This is a genomic window from Streptomyces echinatus (assembly GCF_014203595.1).
GTDB lineage: Bacteria > Actinomycetota > Actinomycetes > Streptomycetales > Streptomycetaceae > Streptomyces > Streptomyces echinatus.
Genome location: NZ_JACHJK010000001.1, coordinates 970042 through 988053 on the forward strand (window position 1 = coordinate 970042; position 18012 = coordinate 988053).

Below are 18012 nucleotides of genomic sequence, written 5' to 3' on the forward strand. Positions count from 1 at the left end.
GCGTGGACAACAGGCAGGCAATCGGATCGTGGCTCTCCGGGCCGCGCGCGGCCATGGAAGAGGCGGGGGCCGACTTCGGATACCGGGGCGAGCAGCTCGGCCTCCCGGAGGAGGGCCCGAACTCGATCGCACGGCCCGGACGCCGGCTCGGCGCGCTCGCCGTGGACTGGGGACTGTGCGTGCTGATCGCATACGGCCTGATCACGCATGGCTACAACCCGGCTACGGGCAACTGGGCGCTGGGCGTCTTCTTCGTGCTGAGCGCCCTGACCGTCGGGACGGTCGGCTCCACCCCCGGCAAGCGGATCTTCGGCATCCGGGTGCTGGCCCTGGACAGCGGCACGGTCAGCCCGGGACGCTCCCTGCTGCGCACGGTCCTGCTGTGCCTCGCGATCCCGGCGCTGGTCTGGGACCGCGACGGCCGCGGCCTGCACGACCGGCTCGCGAAGACGGTCGAAGTCCGCATCTGACGCGTCAGACGCGTCTGCCGTCCGGCGCAACCGGCGCAACCGGCGTATTCGCGCGTCCGGCACGTCCGCGCGTCCGGCACGTCCCGCACACGGCACGAAGGCCACCCGCACCGCCCGGTGCGGGTGGCCTTCGGTCTGTCCGTGCCCGCGCTCAGCGCCGGTACAGGACCGTCGCCAGGACCTCCCGCAGCTCGGCCTCCGGATCCCCGGCCGCACCGGCGGAGCGCCAGGCCACGAACCCGTCCGGCCGCACCAGCACCGCGCCGTCGGCACTCGTGCCGTGCGCCGCCGCCCAGTCGCCGCCTTCGGGCGCGTCCGTGTCGTACGTCAGGTCGGCGTCCGCCCCCGCACCGATCCGGTACGCCTCCAGCCGTACCCCGTCCGCGCCGGCGATCCGCCGGGCGGCGGCGTGCCAGGCCCGGCCCGCTGCCGAGCCGGCGTCGCTGAGCAGCACCAGTGACCGCTCGTAGAGGTCGACCGTGGAGAGCCGTTCACCCGCCCGGCGCAGCCACAGGTGCGGGGCACGGCTGCCCGGGTCCCCGGTCAGCCGCACCCCGTCGGGCACGACCGGCTGGGCGGGGTCGGCGTCCAGGACGGCGCCCTCCAGATAGCGGTAGCACAGGACGACGGGGAGGATGCCGCTGCGCGGCCCGGCGCCGACGCCCGGGGTCGGGGCGAAGCCGGGGTGGCTGTGCTCCACCGAGCGGGCCGAGGCGCGGGCGCTGGTGGCCAGGGCGACGGGCCGGCGCTCGGTGTCGTAGGTCTCCAGCAGGCCGGGGCCGGCCCAGCCGTCGAGGACGGCGGACAGCTTCCAGGCCAGGTTGTGGGCGTCCTGGATGCCGGTGTTGGAGCCGAAGGCGCCGGTCGGGGACATCTCGTGGGCGGAGTCGCCGGCGAGCAGGACCCGGCCGGCCGTGTACCGCTCGGCGACGCGCTCCGCGGCCCGCCAGGACGCCTTTCCGGTGATCTCGACGTCGAGGTCGGGGACGCCGACGGCCAGCCGGATGTGCCGCTGCAGCCGCTCCTCGGTGAACTCCTCCAGCGTCTCGCCGTGTTCCGGGTGCCAGGGGGCGTGGAAGACCCAGTGCTCCTTGTTGTCGACGGGCAGCAGGGCGCCGTCGGCCTCCGGGTTGGTGAGGTAGCAGCAGATGAAGTGCCGGCCGCCGACGGTCTCGGCGAGCAGCTTGGAGCGGAAGGTGACGCTCACGTTGGCGAAGAGGTCGCCGGGACCGCTCTGCCCGATGCCGAGCCGGCGCCGGACGGGGCTGCGCGGGCCGTCGCAGGCGACCAGATAGTCCGCCCGGACGGTGTACAGCTCGTCGCCGTCGCGGTCCCGGACGAACGCCGTCACTCCTTCGGGGTCCTGGGAGAAGGACTCCATCTCGTGGAAGTAACGGAGGTCGCCGCCGAGCGCGCGGGCCCCCTTCAGGAGTACCGGCTCAAGGTCGTTCTGGCTGCACAGACACCATGCCGTGGGGCTGAACTTCGCGAGTCCGCCGCCCGGGTCGATGTGCCGGAACAGCCATTCGCCGGCGTCACCGGCCAGGGTGGGGGTCTGCAGGATGCCGTGGTTGTCCGCGAGGAGCGAGGCCGCCGCCTTGATGTCCGGCTCGACGCCGGCCACCCGGAACAGCTCCATCGTCCGCAGGTTGTTGCCGCGGCCACGCGGGTGGATCGAGGTCCCGGAATGCCGCTCGACGAGCATGTGCGGTACGCCGAGACGGCCCAGGAACAGGGAGAGGGACAGACCCACCAGGGAACCGCCCACGACGAGGACGGGCACCCGGTGATCGGCTTTCTGCTGCATCAAGGCTCCAGGGGCAGGGTTCGGGATGTGGGGCGCATTGGTGTTTGTGTGCCCTGTGGGAGGGCTTTCGCGTGCGCAATCACCCACGTGGTTCACGCGAGTCGCGCGCAGCGGGAAAAGCGGCACAGGATCAAGGAGCGCTGACGTCGTGTCATCGGCCGCCGGCGTTCGCCTCTGCCCTCGTGAAGGAGATGTGCGCAGCATGACCACCATCTCGGAAAAGCTCTCGGACCAGTTGACGCGCCAGGCGAAACGGGTCTCCCAGTCCGTGTTCGACGGCTCCCGCCTCCGGGTCGTCCTGCTCGTGGACGTCTACGACGGCGCCCAGCAGCAGTTCCTGGAGGCCTATGAGCAGCTGTGCAACCAGGTGGCGCAGGTGCCCGGTCACGTCAGCGACCAGCTGTGCCAGTCGATCGAGAACCCCTCCCAATGGCTCATCACCAGCGAGTGGGAGAGCGCCCCGCCGTTCCTCACCTGGGTGAACAGCGAGGAGCACGTGCGGATGGTGGAACCGCTGCACAGCTGCGTCCGGGACACCCGGTCGCTGCGTTTCCACATCGTCCGCGAGACGGGCGGCGAGGAGGCCGGCGCGCCGGCGTCGCACCGCCGGCTGCAGGCGTCCCCGCGGATCGGTGACGGCGTGATCCGGCACGCGCTGACCTTCACGGTCAAGCCGGGCAGCGAGCGGGAGGTCGCGCGGATCCTCGCCGACTACGCCTCGCCCCAGGCGCGGGTCGACGACGCCACCCGGCTGTGCCGCACCTCCCTGTTCATGCACGGCAACCGGGTCGTGCGGGCCATCGAAGTACGCGGCGACCTGCTCGCGGCGCTGCGCCACGTCGCCCGGCAGCCCGAGGTGCGGGCCGTCGAGGAGGCCATCAACCCCTACCTGGAGCAGGAGCGGGACCTCAACGACCAGGAGTCGGCCCGGGTGTTCTTCACCCGGGCGGCGCTGCCCGCCGTGCACCACGTCACCGCGGACGAGCTCACCGAGGGCGAGCGGCAGGCCCTGTACTACCCGGCCAAGCCGGGCGCCGGGATGCGGCTGGCGGAGCTGCTCGCCCAGCAGGACGAGGCGGCGGCGGACGACACGGACAGCCCGGTCCTGCGCAGCACGATCTTCCACCGTGACGACGTCGTCGTACGGCTGGTCGACGTACGGCCCGGAAAGGGCGGGCACGCCGTCCTGCCGGAGCCGGGGCGTCAGGCCGCGCTGAGCGCCCTGCTGGACGGCGAGCCCGTCGGCATGGACCTCGTCACCGACCGCCGCTCGCCCGACGCCTGACCGGGCGGGCCCAGCACACCAACGGAGGAACGCCGTGATCAAACCCCTTCCGAAGATCGTGGACCTCAGCGAGGTCGAGCCCAACACCCGGCGCGGCGGAGATCTGCGCGCCATGCTCACCCCGACGACGGTGGGCGCCACCAGCGGTTTCATGGGCGTGGCCATCATCCGGCCGGGCGACCGCATCGGTGAGCACTACCACCCGTACTCCGAGGAGTTCGTCTACGTCGCCTGCGGGCAGCTGGAGGTGGACCTGGACGGCGAGCCGCACCCGCTGCGGCCCGAGCAGGGGCTGATGATCCCCATGAACATGCGGCACCGCTTCCGCAACGTCGGCAACGTGGAGGCGCGGATCGTCTTCCACCTGGGTCCGCTGGCCCCGCGGCCGGCCCTCGGGCACGTCGACACGGAGGAGACGGAAGCCGTCGCCACCGAGCCGGCCGAGCGGGAACAGGTCCGCTCATGACCCGGCGCGTGGCGGTCACCGGCATAGGCATCGTGGCTCCTGGCGGGATCGGCGTACCGGCGTTCTGGGATCTGCTCGCCGAAGGCCGCACCGCGACGCGGGGCATCACGTTCTTCGACCCGGCGGGGCTGAGGTCCCGGATCGCGGCCGAATGCGACTTCGACCCCGCCGCGCACGGCCTGGACGCCGAACAGGTCCAGCGGGCGGACCGGTACATACAGTTCGCTCTGGTCGCCGGGGAGGAGGCGGTCAAGGACTCCGGTCTCGAACTGGCCGCCGAGGACCCCTGGCGGATCGGTGTCTCCCTGGGCACCGCCGTCGGGGGCACCACCCGCCTGGAGCACGACTACGTCCTGGTCAGCCACCGAGGGCAGCGCTGGGACGTCGACCACAGCGAGGCGGAGCCACAGCTGCACCGGGCGTTCTCGCCGAGCACCGTGGCCTCCGCGGTGGCGGAACGTTTCGGCGCCCAGGGTCCGGTGCAGACCGTGTCCACCGGCTGCACCTCGGGACTGGACGCCGTCGGATACGCCTTCCACACCGTCCAGGAAGGCCGGGCGGACATCTGCATCGCGGGTGCCTCGGACTCCCCGATATCCCCGATCACCATGGCCTGCTTCGACGCGATCAAGGCCACGTCGCCGAACAACGACGACCCCGCACACGCCTCCCGTCCCTTCGACAACAACCGTGACGGCTTCGTCATGGGCGAGGGCGGCGCGGTGCTCGTCCTGGAGGAACTGGAGCACGCCCGGGCCCGCGGTGCCCATGTGTACTGCGAGTTCGGCGGCTACGCCACCTTCGGCAACGCCTACCACATGACCGGCCTGACCAAGGAGGGCCTGGAGATGGCGCGAGCCGTCGAGACCGCCCTCGACCAGGCGCGGCTCGACCCGACGGCGATCGACTACGTCAACGCGCACGGCTCCGGCACCCGGCAGAACGACCGGCACGAGACGGCGGCCGTGAAGCGGGCGCTCGGCCACCACGCCTACGACACCCCGATGAGCTCCATCAAGTCCATGGTGGGGCACTCCCTCGGGGCGATCGGCGCCATCGAACTGGTCGCCTGCGTCCTGGCCCTCACCAAGCAGGTCGTACCGCCGACCGCGAACTACGAGATTCCCGACCCCGAGTGCGACCTGGACTACGTCCCGCGCGTGGCCCGCGAACGGAAGCTGTCCAGTGTGCTGTCCGTGGGCAGCGGTTTCGGCGGCTTCCAGTCCGCGGTGATCCTGACCCGGCCGAGGGAGTGAGGACACGATGAGCGAACCGAAGGACCGGCACGCGGCCGTCACCGGCATCGGGGTGGTCGCGCCCAACGGCACCAGCACCGACACCTTCTGGAAGGCAACCCAGGAGGGCCTGAGCGTCCTCGACCGGGTCACCCGCGAGGGCTGTGAGCACCTTCCCCTCAAGGTGGCCGGTGAGGTCCGCGCCTTCGACCCGGCGGCGACGATCGAGGAGCGCTTCCTCGTCCAGACCGACCGGTTCACGCACTACGCCATGGCCGCGGCCGACTTCGCGCTGGAGGACGCCCGGCTCGGGCAGGGCAGCATCCCCGACGCGCCGTACTCCATCGGCGTGGTCACCGCCGCCGGCTCCGGCGGCGGCGAGTTCGGCCAGCGCGAACTGCAGCAACTGTGGGGCAAGGGCAGCCGGTTCGTCGGGCCGTACCAGTCCATCGCCTGGTTCTACGCCGCGAGCACCGGCCAGGTGTCCATCCGCCGCGGCTTCAAGGGGCCCTGCTCGGTCGTCGCCTCCGACGAGGCCGGCGGCCTGGACGCCCTCGCGCACGCGGCACGGGCGGTGCGGCGCGGCACCGACGTGATCGTGGCGGGCTCCACCGAGGCGCCGCTCGCGCCGTACTCGATGGTCTGCCAGCTCGGTTACGACGAGCTGAGCCGCGAGGAGGACCCGTCCCGGGCCTACCGCCCGTTCACGGACGGGGCGTGCGGGTTCGTACCGGCCGAGGGCGGTGCGATGCTCGTCGTGGAGTCGGCGGACGCCGCCCGGGAACGCGGCGCCGACATCCGGGCCTTCGTGGCCGGCCACGGGGCCACCTTCACCGGCGCCTCCCGCTGGGCGGAGTCCCGGGCGGGCCTCGCCCACGCCATCGGGCAGGCCCTGGCGGAGGCCGGCTGCGCCCCCGAGGAGATCGACGTCGTCTTCGCCGACGCCCTCGGGGTGCCGGAGGCGGACCGGGCCGAGGCACTGGCCCTCGCCGACGCCCTCGGCGAGCACGGCACCCGGGTACCGGTCACCGCCCCGAAGACCGGCTTCGGCCGCGGATACTGCGCGGCCCCCGTGCTGGACACCGCGGCGGCCGTGCTGGCGATGGAGCACGGCCTGATCCCGCCGACGCCGAACGTCTTCGACGTCTGCCACGACCTCGACCTCGTGACGGGCAGCGCCCGCGTCGCCGAACTGCGGACGGCACTGGTCCTCAGCCGCGGACTCATGGGGTCGAACTCGGCGCTGGTGCTGCGACGTGGCACCGGCAGTGCGCCCGTGGGCGAACGACACAGAGAGCTGTGAGCACAGCAAAGGAGGAAATCACCATGCCGCAGATCACCGTGGAAGAACTGGCCGCGCTGATGAAGAAGGCCGCAGGGGTCACCGTCAGCCCGCAGCAGCTGATGGACAAGCCGGAGACCGGCTTCGACGTCCTCGGCGTCGACTCGCTGGGCCTGCTCGGCATCGTCGGTGAGCTGGAGAACACGCACGGCACACCGATGCCGGTCGACGCGGAGCGCTGCAAGACGCCGCAGCAGTTCCTCAACCTCGTGAACACCACCCTGATGGCAGGAGCCTGAGATGGCAGGACACACCCAGAACGAGATCACCATCGCCGCCCCGCTGGACCTGGTCTGGGACATGACCAACGACCTGGAACGCTGGCCGCAGCTGTTCAGCGAGTACGCGTCGGTGGAGGTCCTCAAGCGGGAGGGCGAGAAGACGACGTTCCGGCTGACCATGCACCCGGACGAGAACGGCACCGTCTGGAGCTGGGTCTCCGAGCGTGAGCCGGACCGCCCGGCCCTCACCGTCAAGGCGCGCCGGGTGGAGACCGGGCCCTTCGCCCACATGAACATCCACTGGCGGTACGAGGAGGTCCCCGCCGGCACCCGGATGGTCTGGACCCAGGACTTCGAGATGAAGCCGGACGCCCCCGTCGACGACGACTGGATGACCGACAACATCAACAAGAACTCCAAGGTCCAGATGGCCCTGATCCGGGACAAGATCGAGAAGGCGGCGGCCGGCCACCGGCCCGCCCCGGCCCTGGCCGACTGAGCCGGACGACAGGAGACGACCGTGCACCAGGCCCTGATCGTCGCCCGGATGGCCCCGGGCTCCGCCCCCGGCATCGCCAAGGTGTTCGCGGACTCCGACCGGGGAGAGCTGCCGCACCTCGTCGGGGTCGTCCGGCGCAGCCTCTTCCAGTTCGGCGATGTGTACATGCACCTCATCGAGTCCGAACGCGACCCCGGACCGGCCATCGCCAAGGTCACCTCGCATCCCGAGTTCAGGGAGGTCAGCGAGCGGCTGTCGGCGTACGTCAGCGCGTACGACCCGGAGACCTGGAGGTCCCCAAAGGACGCCATGGCCCAGCGCTTCTACCTGTGGGAGCGCGACGGCGGCGGCTGAACCCCGTCCGGAACACCGGTGCCGGGCCCGCGTCGGACGCGGACCCGGCACCGGTGTGCTGGGGGAGGAGTGCGCTCACCCGGGCACCCTGCAGTCGAAGGCGTGCAGGTAGGGGTTGACCGGCTGGACTTCACCGACCTCCAGGCCCGCCGCCCTGAGCCGGCCGGTCATGCTGTCGGTGGTGTGCTTGGCCCCGCCGACGTTCAGGAGCAGCAGCAGGTCCATGGCGGTGCTGAACCGCATCGACGGGGTGTCGTCGACGAGGTTCTCGATCACCACGACCCGGGCGCCGGGCCCGCCCGCCTCGACCACGTTGCGCAGCAGCCGGGCGGTGGACTCGTCGTCCCACTCCAGGATGTTCTTGATGACGTAGACGTCGGCCTCGACCGGGACGGCCTCGCGGATGTCGCCCGGCACGATGTGCGCCCGGTCCGCCAGGTCCCCGCCCTCGCGCAGCCGCGGCAGGGCGTTGCCCACCACCCGCGGCAGGTCCAGCAGATAGCCCCGCATCTCCGGGTACTTGTCCAGCAGGCAGGCCACCACGTGCCCCTGCCCGCCGCCGAGGTCCGCGACCGACCTGCTGCCGGACAGGTCCAGCAGCGCGGCGACATCGCGTGCCGACTGCTCGCTGGACGTCGTCATCGCCCGGTTGAAGACGTCCGCCGACTCCGGGGCGTCCTCGTTCAGGTAGCCGAAGAACTCCTTGCCGTACAGGTCCTCGACGACGTTCCGGCCGGTGCGCACCGCCTGGTCGAGCTTCGGCCAGGCGTCCCAGGTCCAGGGCTCGGTGCACCACAGGGAGATGTCGCGCAGGCTGTTCGGGTCGTCCACACGGAGCAGCCGGGACATCTCGGTGTGGGCGAAGGTCCCGTCGGGCCGCTCGGCCAAGACGCCGTAGCAGGACAGGGCGCGCAGCAGCCGGCGCAGCGGCTTCGGCTCGGTGCGCACCGCGGTCGCGAGGCTCTCCACGGTCATGGGGGCGTCGCCGAGCGCGTCGGCGACACCGAGCCGGGCGGCGGCGCGGACGGCGGCGGCGCAGGCCGCCCCGAACACCAGCTCGCGCAGCCGCATCGACGGCAGGGGGGAGGGAGATACGCCCGGCTCCACCGGAGCCGAGAGGGCGGGGGACGGTGCGGTCATGTGCCGCCTTCCTTCCTTGCTTGGGTCGGGTACGGCCGTCCGGTCAGCACAGGCCCGAGGGCTTGGAGGACCGGCAGAAGTTGCTGTCGAAGGCGTTGGCGCTCTTGGTGGTCTCCTGGTTCACGAGGTCCGCCGGGGAGTTGCCGCTCAGGCTGTTCCCGGCGATCAGGTTCCGTTCGCTCTTGGCGCCCACGAAGCTCTTGAACAGGACGATGCCGCCCGAGAGCGGGGACTTGCCGGAGTGGCCGGTGACCATGTTCTGCGTCACCACGGCCTTCTCGGTACCGGTCAGGACGATGCCGGAACCCTTGAGGTAGGGCAGCCGGGCGGTCTTCGGGCAGTACTTGTTGTTCCGCTCGACGACGTTGTAGCTGACGGTCAGGTCGCCCGTCTTCGGTTTGTTCTCGTCACCGACGACGAACAGGCCCGCGCAGTTGCCGCTGATGCGGTTGTGCGCGACGGAGAGGTTGCGCAGCCGGCGGACGGTGATGCCGATCCGGTTGCCCTCCACGAGGTTCTCCGAGACCCGCGTGCCCTTGCTGTTCGTGGCGCCCTTCTCGGCCGTCACGGTGTTGGCGAGGAACAGCCCCGCGTCCCCGTTGTCGCGGGCGGTGTTGTTCCGGAACACCGCGCGGGTGGAGTGCTCGTCGGCGATGCCCCACTGGCCGTTGTGGTCGGCGGTCACCCGCTTCACGGCCAGCCGGTCGGTGCCCATGGACCACACGCCGGTCTTGGCGTAGCCGGTCACCCTGAGGTCGGAGACGGTGACGTCCGGCAGGGCCTTGTTCTTGCCGCCGATCACGCAGATGCCGTTGCCGGCCTGGCGGCAGGTGGGCGAGCTCTTCTTGGGGCGCGGCGCGGACTCGGTCCGCCCGGGCGCCGCGGACTTGGTCTTCCTGGGCGGCCGGAGCACGGTGTCCGGGCCCACACCGCGCAGGGTCAGACCGGGCGTCTTCACCGTGACGCTCTCGCGGTAGGTGCCGGCCAGCACGAGCACGGTGTCGCCGGACCGGGCGGCGTTCACCGCCTTCTGGATCGACTCGCCCGGCCGCACCACGAGGGTCCGGTGGGCGGCCGACGCCGGGGTGGTGCCGAGGAACGCACCGGCGAGGGTGGCGGTGGTCGCGAGGTACGCGATATGGCGTTTTTTCACACCCTGAAGGCTAGGAGCGCATGAGCTGATTACCGGCCGGATGCTCCGTTCGGCGGCGTGTCAACGGGCCCGCAAACGCCGAAGCGCCCCCGAAGGGGCGCTCGGCCGGGTGGAGGGGCGGGCCGCTCAGCGACCCCGGGGGCCGCCCTTCGGCAGCTTCATGCCCTTGGGCATGGGCCCCTTCGGCAGCGGCATGTTGCTCATCAGGTCGCCCATGGCCCGCAGCCGGTCGTTGGTGGCCGTGACCTGGGGGCCGGTGAGGACGCGCGGCAGCTTCAGCATGGTCGTGCGGACCTTCTTCAGCTCGACCTGGCCCTCGCCGGTGCCGACGATCAGGTCGTGCACCGGCACGTCCGCGACGATGCGGTTCATCTTCTTCTTCTCGGCGGCCAGCAGGCTCTTCACCCGGTTCGGGTTGCCCTCGGCGACCAGCACGATGCCGGCCTTGCCGACCGCCCGGTGCACCACGTCCTGGCTGCGGTTCATCGCCACCGCGGGGGTCGTCGTCCAGCCCCGGCCGATGTTGTCCAGCACGGCCGCTGCGGCACCCGGCTGGCCCTCCATCTGGCCGAAGGCGGCCCGCTCGGCCCGGCGGCCGAACACGATCGCCGTCGCAAGCAGCGCGACCAGCAGGCCGAAGACGCCCAGGTACCACGGGTGGTCGATCAAGAAGCCGATCGCGAGGAAGACACCGAAGGTGCCGATGCCGACGGCCGCGAGCACAAGGCCGAGCATCTTGTCGGCCTTGCGGGTCATCTTGTACGTGAGGGCGATCTGCTTCAGTCGCCCGGCATTCGCGGCGTCCGCCGCGGGTTCCTTCCTCGCCATGCCACGAAGTCTACGTGCCCCCGGGAGCGCGGACGACGGCAGTGCCCGGCGGGAGGGCGTCAGGGCCGGTCGGCGGCCTGTTCCAGGACCCGCTGGGCCTCGACCCGGTCCTTGGCGCGACGGCGGTCCTCCAGGACGGAGGTCCAGGCGTTGCGGCGGGCGGTGCGCTGGCCGCCGCTCATCAGCAGGGACTCGACGGCGCGGAGGGCGTCGGTGAACGACGGGATGGCGGTGGCGCGGGTCTCTTTCGGCAGTACTTCGTAGACGGGCGCGGCCTGCATGATCGAGGTCCCCCCTCGGAGCGGTGGAGATACGGGGTGTGATACGAGAGTCACTGATTGGTGTTACCAGGGCATGTCCGACCGGTCAAACACCGATGAAACCTTGATGCGGGAGTCGAAACGCCGACGCGGCCCTGACGGCCGCCCTCATCAGCGAGGACGGTCAGGACCGCGTCGAGTCGGCCATTACTGGCCGGTAATTGCTTGTGCGCGAATTCACACGGGCGGGGGCGGCCTCAGACCGCCTGGGCCGCGATGTACGCGCCCCGCTTCTCGACGGCCATCTGGTAGAGACGGCCGGCGCGGTACGAGGAGCGCACCAGCGGGCCGGACATCACACCGGAGAAGCCGATCTGCTCGGCCTCCTCCTTCAGCTCCACGAACTCGTGCGGCTTCACCCAGCGCTCCACCGGGTGGTGGCGCACGGAGGGGCGCAGGTACTGGGTGATGGTGACCAGCTCGCAGCCGGCGTCGTGCAGCTGCCTGAGCGCCTCGCCGACCTCCTCGCGGGTCTCGCCCATGCCGAGGATCAGGTTCGACTTGGTCACCAGGCCGAAGTCGCGGGCCTCGGTGATGACCTTCAGCGAGCGCTCGTAGCGGAAGCCGGGGCGGATCCGCTTGAAGATCCGGGGCACGGTCTCGACGTTGTGCGCGAAGACCTCGGGCCGGGACTCGAAGACCTCGGCCAGCTGCTCGGGGACCGCGTTGAAGTCGGGGGCCAGCAGCTCCACCTTGGTGCGGCCGCCCTCGCGCTCCGCCGTCTGCGCGTGGATCTGGCGCACGGTCTCGGCGTACAGCCAGGCGCCGCCGTCCTCCAGGTCGTCCCGGGCGACGCCGGTGATGGTGGCGTAGTTCAGGTCCATGGTGACCACGGACTCACCCACCCGGCGCGGCTCGTCACGGTCGAGCGCCTCGGGCTTGCCGGTGTCGATCTGGCAGAAGTCGCAGCGCCGGGTGCACTGGTCGCCGCCGATGAGGAAGGTCGCCTCGCGGTCCTCCCAGCACTCGTAGATGTTCGGGCAGCCGGCTTCCTGGCAGACCGTGTGCAGGCCCTCGCTCTTCACGAGGTTCTGCATCTTCGTGTACTCGGGGCCCATTTTCGCCCGGGTCTTGATCCACTCGGGCTTGCGCTCGATGGGGGTCTGGCTGTTGCGGACCTCCAGGCGCAGCATCTTGCGTCCGTCGGGTGCGACTGCGGACACGACCGGCTCCCTAAGCTTTGATTCCTCGGCGCACACCAGGGTACGCCCGTGCTCTTCGCGCCTTGCCGCTGAGACCAACCTCACTGATGCAGGGCGCATTCCCGGACGGCCGGACGGATCAGGCGGACGCCCGCTCGATCACCCGGGGGGCGAGTTCCGCGTGCTCCAGGATGTCCTTCAGGTGCTTCTCGATCACCGGCAGAACCTCCTCGATCGTGATGTCCCGGCCCAGCTCGCTCGCGAGGGAGGCGACGCCGGCGTCCCGGATCCCGCACGGGATGATCCGGTCGAACCACTTCATGTCGGGGTTCACGTTGAACGAGAAGCCGTGCATGGTCACGCCCTTGGCCACCCGGATGCCGATCTGGGCGATCTTGCGGTCCTCGCGCCGCTGGCCCGCGTTGGAGGGCGCGTACTCCGGGCCGTTGAGGCGCGGGTCGAACTCCTCGTCGGTCAGTCGGGGGTCGAAGTCCAGCGACAGACCGCCGAGCGCCGGCCGCTGCTCGACCGGGTCGCCGAGCACCCACACGCCGCTGCGGCCCTCGACCCGGGTGGTCTCCAGGCCGAACTCGGCGCAGGCGCGGATGATCGCCTCCTCCAGCCGCCGGACGTGCGCGACCACGTCCACCGGGCGGGGCAGCTTCTGGATCGGGTAACCCACCAGCTGGCCCGGGCCGTGCCAGGTGATCTTGCCGCCGCGGTCCACGTCGATGACCGGGGTGCCGTCCAGCGGGCGCTCGCTGTCCTCGGTGCGCCGGCCCGCGGTGTACACCGGCGGGTGTTCCAGGAGGATCACCGTGTCGGGGACCGCGTCGGCGAACCGGGCCGCGTGCACCCGGCGCTGCTCGTCCCAGGCCTCCTGGTAATCGACGGCATCCGCACCGAACCCCATGCGGACGAACCGCAACTCACTCACGGCAAGCGCCTCCCTCAGCGAACCGGTGTGTCAGGCACGTAACGCGCCCACGCCACTGTACGTCCGACCGGAGTACGTCAGCTGTGCGGGCGTTCCTCACACGATCGGATGAATGAACGGCGAAGCATGTGATCGTCTGCTCACTCTCCGCTACATTCGCGCCGTTCGTGAGGCCATAAGGGCTGCTCACAGGCAATCCGGGCACTTCAGAGGCCCGGAAGGCAGGAGACCGCACCGCAGATGACGGACCGACCCGCGCAGCGCACCCCCAACCGCCAGCTCGCCGCGCTCATCGCAGAAGCGGGGTTCTCCAACGCGGGTCTGGCCCGTCGCGTCGACCAGCTCGGCCTGGAGCACGGGCTGGACCTCAGATACGACAAGACGTCCGTGACCCGCTGGCTGCGCGGACAGCAGCCGCGCGGCACGACGCCCGCTCTCATCGCCGAGGTGTTCACCCGCCGGCTCGGACGCCGGCTCACCGCCCAGGACCTCGGCCTGGACGCCTGCGCACCGGTGTACGCCGGCCTGGAGTTCGCGGCCACCCCGGAGGAGGCCGTCGACATCGTCAGCGGGCTGTGGCGCAAGGACTCCGGCAGCCACGCCGAGCTGCGCAAGATCGCCTTCACGCCGGCGGGGCTGGTCGTGCCCAGCCGGGACTGGCTCATCGGCAAGCCCGACGACCGGGTGGCCCGCGAGCCGGCGCCCCGGGTGCCGCAGCAGAGCCGGCCCGGTGCGGCCAGGCCGCAGCCGCAGCCGGGAATGCCGGCCGTGGCCCGGCCGCGCGGGCAGGCCGAGCGCGGCCCCGGGCACCGGGTCAGCGGCGGTGACATCGCCGCGCTGCGCTCGGTCGGCGAGCTGTTCCGCACGCTCGACGACCGGTTCGGCGGCGGCCACGCCCGCCAGGCACTCGTGCGCTACCTGGAGCACGAGTGCGAGCCGATGCTCCGCGGCAGCTACGACGAGCAGACCGGCCGCCGGCTCTTCGGCGCCGCCGCCGACCTGACCCGGCTCGCGGGCTGGACGTCGTACGACATCGCCGCGCACGGACTCGCGCAGCGCTACTTCGTGCAGGCCCTGCGCCTCGCCCAGGCGGCCGGCGACCGGGCGTACGGCTCCTACGTCCTGGTCACCATGAGCCGTCAGGCCGTCTACCTCGGCCACGGCAGGGAGGCCGTGCAGCTGGCGCGGGTCGCCCAGCAGGGCGTCGGCACCGGCGCCCCGCCCGTCGTCCAGGCGCTGCTGCACGCGTCCGAGGCGCGGGCGCACGGCGTCCTGGGCGAGGTACGGGCGTGCACCGCGGCGCTGGTGCGGGCCGAGCGCGCGCTCGAGGCGGCCCGGCCCGGGGACGACGTGCCGTACTGGGCCGCGTTCTTCGACGAGGCGCAGCTCGCCGACGAGTTCGGGCACTGCCACCGGGACCTGCAGCAGTACCGGGCCGCCGCGCAGCACGCCGAGCGCGCCCTCCAGCTGCGGGCGGCCGGCTATGCCCGCAGCCGCCTGTTCTGCCGGGTCGTGCTCGCCACCGCCCGGCTCGGCCTCGGCGAACTCGACCAGGCGTGCGCGCTGGCGGCGGAGGCCGCCGGCCAGGCCGCGGAGATGCGGTCCGCCCGCGCGGTGGAGTACGTCAAGGAATTCGAACGCCGCCTGGAGCCGTACCGCGACGCGGCCCCGGTACGGGGCTACCGGGAGAAGGTGGCGGCCCTGGGCTGAACACCGGCGGCCGCGGCCCGCCACCCCGGCCACGCCCGTCGTGGCCGGGGGCGCCGGCCGGGGGCGTCGGTGCGGCTAGGCCGCGCGGGGCAGGGTCGGGGTGGGGTCGGCGGTGTGCATCGAGCCCGCCGCCCCCAGGTCGGCCAGGATCGCCGACGCCGCCCGGTGGGCCGAGTGCAGGGCGCCCTGGACCGTGCTGGTGTCCCGGTGGTCGCCGCAGACGTACAGCCCGGCCAGCAGCCGTACCGGCCGGCGCAGGTCGTGCGGCGGCCGCATCGCCGGGACCGCCTCCGGGGTGTGGTGCACGGCCAGCGTCTCCCAGCGGCGCGTGGAGGTGCCGTAGAGACGGGAGAGATGGATGCGGACGGCCGTGTCCACGCCCTGGGGCGGCGGGCCCAGCACCGTCGAGGAGATCAGCACCCGGCCGGCCGGCGCCCGGCTCGGGTCCACGTTGCTGAGCACCGCCGTGTGCGCCACCGGCCCGCCCCGGTCCGCGTCCAGCAGCAGCGAGGTTCCGGCCGAGAAGGCCGCCGCCGGGTCGTCGGTGGTGTGGTGGACCACGGTCACCGGATGGAAGTCCGGCACCCGCAGCCCCGGCAGCAGCTCCGCCGCGGCCCGCGCGTCCGTGGCCAGCAGCACCGCCCGGCAGTGGATCTCCCCGTGCTCGGCGGTGCTCACCCTGGTCGTGGACACGGAGGTGACCCGCACCCCGGTGCGCACGGTGCCCGGCGGCAGCCCCCGCGCCAGCAGCTCCGGCAGCATCTCCGCGCCGCCCTCCGGCACGCACAGCCGGCCGCTCGCGAAGGCGCGCAGCGCCAGGTCGGCACACCGGCTGGACGTGCTCAGCTCCGGGTCGCACAGCAGCGCGGCGAGCAGCGGGCGCAGGAAACCGTCGATGGTGCGGGCCGGCACCCCGCGCTGGGCGAGCGCCTGGCCGGCCGGCATCTCCGGGCGGGCCAGGATGCGTTCGACCGGGGTCGCCGCGATCCGGCCGAGCGCGGCACCCAGCCGGGCCTGGTCCACCGCGCCGCCCACCGGCGCGGCGGTACGGCCGGGAGTGCCCGCCGCACCCCGGGGAGCGCCCGCGAGAGCGCGCACCACATGGAGTGCGCCCCGTGCGCCCCGCGCGCCCCCACCGCCCGCCGGCGGGAGCGCCCGCTGGGCGCGCCCGTCACGGTGCAGCAGGACGCCCGGCGCGAAGCGGCGCACGGCCAGGGCGTCCAGACCCGGCGTCAGCCGGAGTTCGGGGTAGGACGTGGACAGCAGCTGTCCGATGCGGTCGAGCCGGAAGCCGTCGACCTTCTCGGTCGACATGCGGCCGCCGGCGTACGGGGCGGCCTCCAGGACCGCGGTGGTGACTCCTGCGCTGGTCAGCCGATGGGCCGCCGAGAGGCCGGCGATTCCGGCTCCCACGATGACGACGTCCACCTGGTACGCGGGCTCAAGCACGAGGCCCCTCCTGTGGTTACGCGGCCGGTGGAGACGTCATGCCCCCAACTGGCTCCGGGGATACCCGAGTTCGGGTCGAGGTTAGGGCTGTGATCGGTCAACAACAGTCGCGCATCGACAGGGCACGGTCGCATGGAGGTCGCATACGGTCACTTTCGTTCGCCGACGTTGCCATCCGGCTCACTACGCCGCCCGAATCGCCTCGTCGATACCCGGAAACGCGAACCGGAACCCCGATTCCAGCAACCGCTTCGGCACCACCCGCTGGCTGCCCAGCACATCCCCGGCCATCTCCCCGAGCGCCGTCCGCAGCACCGGCGCGGGCACCGCGAACGCCGCCGGCCGGTGCAGCACCCGCGCCATCGCCGCCGTGATCTCACGGTTCGTCAGCGGCTGCGGTGCCGTCAGATTGACCGGCCCGGCCGTCGCCTCGGCGTCCATGAGATGCCGGATCGCTGCGACCTCGTCGTGCAGCGCGATGTACGACCAGTACTGCCGCCCGTCGCCCAGCCGCCCCCCGAGACCCGCCCGGAACAGCGGGAACAGCCGCCCCCAGGCCCCGCCGCCCCGGGCCACCACCAGCCCCGTGCGCAGGAACACCGTCCGCACCCCCGCCTCCTGCGCGGGCGCCGCCGCCTCCTCCCACTCCACGCACAGCCCGGCCAGGAAGCCGTCGCCCGGCGGCGCGTCCTCGTCCACCACCCGGTCGCCGGTCTCGCCGTAGAAGCCGATCGCGCTGCCGTTCAGGAACACCCGCGGCGGCCGGGGCAGCGAGGCCACCGCCTCGGCGAGCGTCACCGTGCCCAGCACCCGGCTGTCCCGGAGCAGCCGCTTGTACTCCGGTGTCCAGCGCCGGTCGCCCACCCCGGCCCCCGCCAGATTGACCACCACGTCGCACCCGGCCAGCCCGGCCACGTCGACGTGCTGCCGCCCGGGGTCCCAGTGCACCTCGTCCGGGCCCCGGGGCGCCCGGCGCACCAGCCGTACCACCTCGTGCCCGTCCGCGGCCAGGGACCGCACCAGAGCGCTGCCGATGAGACCGGACGCGCCGGCCACCGCGATGCGTGAACGTTCCATGGCCCCAGCATGACCGCACGGCCGCGCGAAAACCCGGTGGCCCTCCGGGCCGGCCGCCGTAGGGTGATCGTCATGCCCGAGCCCCGCATACGCCCCGCCGAGGCCCGCGACGAGGAGGAACTCGCCGTCCTCGACCGGGCCACCTGGTCCACCCTGCACGCGGTGGCCCCCCGGCCACAGCCGCCGTACCAGCCGTTCTTCGACGAGCGGCACCCCCCGGACGAGTTCCTGGTCGCCGAGGCCGGCGGACGCCTCCTCGGCTATGTCCGGCTCACCCGGCCGACCCCGCTCGCCAGCAACGCGCACGTCCTGACCGTCCAGGGGTTCGCCGTCGCGGAGGAGGCACGCGGGCGGGGCATCGGCCGCGCCCTGCTCAGGGCCGCCGTCGCCGAGGCGCGCGACCGCGGCGCGCGCCGCCTCACCCTGCGCGTGCTCGGGCACAACACCCCGGCCCGCGGGCTGTACGAGGCCGAGGGGTTCGCCGTCGAGGGCGTACTGCCCGGGGAGTTCTTCGTCGGCGGCGAGTACGTCGACGACGTGTGCATGGGCCGCGCCCTGTGACCCCGTGACCCCGTGA

At 72.4% G+C, this 18012-nt stretch carries 19 protein-coding genes; 10 read left to right on the forward strand and 9 right to left on the reverse strand.

The annotated features are described in order from the left end of the window. Nucleotides 1–2 precede the first annotated feature (2 nt). A complete protein-coding gene (locus FHS34_RS04270; RefSeq protein ID WP_184961131.1) occupies nt 3–470 on the forward strand; it encodes an RDD family protein in 468 nt (155 codons plus the stop codon). A 151-nt stretch (nt 471–621) separates the two neighbouring features. Here the strand turns inward: FHS34_RS04270 and FHS34_RS04275 are convergent, their stop codons facing one another. Then, entirely contained in the window at nt 622–2277 is a 1656-nt protein-coding gene (locus FHS34_RS04275; protein ID WP_184961133.1) for an FAD-dependent oxidoreductase, read from the reverse strand. A gap of 202 nt (nt 2278–2479) precedes the next feature. On the opposite strand from FHS34_RS04275, the gene FHS34_RS04280 reads away from it, so the two are divergent. The 7 genes from FHS34_RS04280 to FHS34_RS04310 are packed head-to-tail and all read left to right on the forward strand — an operon-like array spanning nt 2480 to nt 7679. After that, complete coding sequence (locus FHS34_RS04280; protein ID WP_184961135.1) at nt 2480–3562, forward strand: SchA/CurD-like domain-containing protein; 1083 nt, start codon at nt 2480–2482, stop codon at nt 3560–3562. Between the two features lie 34 nt (nt 3563–3596). After that, nucleotides 3597–4028 (forward strand): cupin domain-containing protein, encoded by a 432-nt coding sequence (locus FHS34_RS04285; protein ID WP_225817436.1) that lies wholly within the window; start codon nt 3597–3599, stop codon nt 4026–4028. Continuing rightward, entirely contained in the window at nt 4025–5284 is a 1260-nt protein-coding gene (locus FHS34_RS04290; protein WP_184961137.1) for a beta-ketoacyl-[acyl-carrier-protein] synthase family protein, read from the forward strand. The genes FHS34_RS04285 and FHS34_RS04290 overlap by 4 nt, the downstream gene beginning before the upstream one ends. Before the next feature lie 7 nt (nt 5285–5291). Then, nucleotides 5292–6566, forward strand: a complete 1275-nt coding sequence (locus FHS34_RS04295; protein WP_184961139.1) for a ketosynthase chain-length factor — start codon at nt 5292–5294, stop codon at nt 6564–6566. Between the two features lie 23 nt (nt 6567–6589). Further along, nucleotides 6590–6844: an acyl carrier protein gene (locus tag FHS34_RS04300; protein WP_184961141.1), complete on the forward strand. Its 255-nt coding sequence runs from the start codon at nt 6590–6592 to the stop codon at nt 6842–6844. 1 nt (nt 6845) lies between these two features. Next, a complete protein-coding gene (locus tag FHS34_RS04305) occupies nt 6846–7325 on the forward strand; it encodes an SRPBCC family protein (RefSeq protein ID WP_184961143.1) in 480 nt (159 codons plus the stop codon). Between the two features lie 21 nt (nt 7326–7346). Next, nucleotides 7347–7679 (forward strand): TcmI family type II polyketide cyclase, encoded by a 333-nt coding sequence (locus tag FHS34_RS04310; RefSeq protein WP_184961145.1) that lies wholly within the window; start codon nt 7347–7349, stop codon nt 7677–7679. Nucleotides 7680–7754: 75 nt separating this feature from the next. Here the strand turns inward: FHS34_RS04310 and FHS34_RS04315 are convergent, their stop codons facing one another. The 6 genes from FHS34_RS04315 to lipB form a co-directional block, all read right to left on the reverse strand. Then, nucleotides 7755–8819 (reverse strand): methyltransferase, encoded by a 1065-nt coding sequence (locus FHS34_RS04315; RefSeq protein ID WP_308288287.1) that lies wholly within the window; start codon nt 8817–8819, stop codon nt 7755–7757. 43 nt (nt 8820–8862) lie between these two features. Then, nucleotides 8863–9972, reverse strand: coding sequence for a right-handed parallel beta-helix repeat-containing protein (locus tag FHS34_RS04320; RefSeq protein WP_184961149.1), 1110 nt, complete (start codon nt 9970–9972; stop codon nt 8863–8865). Nucleotides 9973–10098: 126 nt separating this feature from the next. Then, the gene (locus tag FHS34_RS04325; protein WP_184961151.1) at nt 10099–10800 is read right to left on the reverse strand and encodes a DUF4191 domain-containing protein; all 702 of its coding nucleotides are present in this window, start codon (nt 10798–10800) and stop codon (nt 10099–10101) included. Nucleotides 10801–10859: 59 nt separating this feature from the next. Beyond that, nucleotides 10860–11081 (reverse strand): SCO2195 family GlnR-regulated protein, encoded by a 222-nt coding sequence (locus FHS34_RS04330; protein WP_184961153.1) that lies wholly within the window; start codon nt 11079–11081, stop codon nt 10860–10862. A gap of 236 nt (nt 11082–11317) precedes the next feature. Further along, nucleotides 11318–12283, reverse strand: coding sequence for a lipoyl synthase (gene lipA, locus FHS34_RS04335; protein WP_184961155.1), 966 nt, complete (start codon nt 12281–12283; stop codon nt 11318–11320). A 118-nt stretch (nt 12284–12401) separates the two neighbouring features. Further along, complete coding sequence (gene lipB, locus FHS34_RS04340; protein WP_184961157.1) at nt 12402–13199, reverse strand: lipoyl(octanoyl) transferase LipB; 798 nt, start codon at nt 13197–13199, stop codon at nt 12402–12404. Nucleotides 13200–13439: 240 nt separating this feature from the next. Between lipB and FHS34_RS04345 the strand changes: the two genes are divergently transcribed. Next, nucleotides 13440–14909 carry an NsdA family TPR-like regulatory protein gene (locus FHS34_RS04345; RefSeq protein ID WP_184961159.1) on the forward strand — a complete coding sequence of 490 codons (1470 nt, stop codon included), beginning with the start codon at nt 13440–13442 and terminating at the stop codon, nt 14907–14909. 75 nt (nt 14910–14984) lie between these two features. Here FHS34_RS04345 and FHS34_RS04350 read toward each other — a convergent pair whose 3' ends face one another. Both FHS34_RS04350 and FHS34_RS04355 read right to left on the reverse strand, forming a co-directional pair. Then, complete coding sequence (locus FHS34_RS04350; RefSeq protein WP_184961161.1) at nt 14985–16358, reverse strand: NAD(P)/FAD-dependent oxidoreductase; 1374 nt, start codon at nt 16356–16358, stop codon at nt 14985–14987. A gap of 183 nt (nt 16359–16541) precedes the next feature. After that, nucleotides 16542–17435 (reverse strand): TIGR01777 family oxidoreductase, encoded by an 894-nt coding sequence (locus tag FHS34_RS04355; RefSeq protein WP_184961163.1) that lies wholly within the window; start codon nt 17433–17435, stop codon nt 16542–16544. Nucleotides 17436–17507: 72 nt separating this feature from the next. Between FHS34_RS04355 and FHS34_RS04360 the strand changes: the two genes are divergently transcribed. Continuing rightward, the gene (locus FHS34_RS04360; RefSeq protein ID WP_184961165.1) at nt 17508–17996 is read left to right on the forward strand and encodes a GNAT family N-acetyltransferase; all 489 of its coding nucleotides are present in this window, start codon (nt 17508–17510) and stop codon (nt 17994–17996) included. Nucleotides 17997–18012 lie beyond the last annotated feature (16 nt).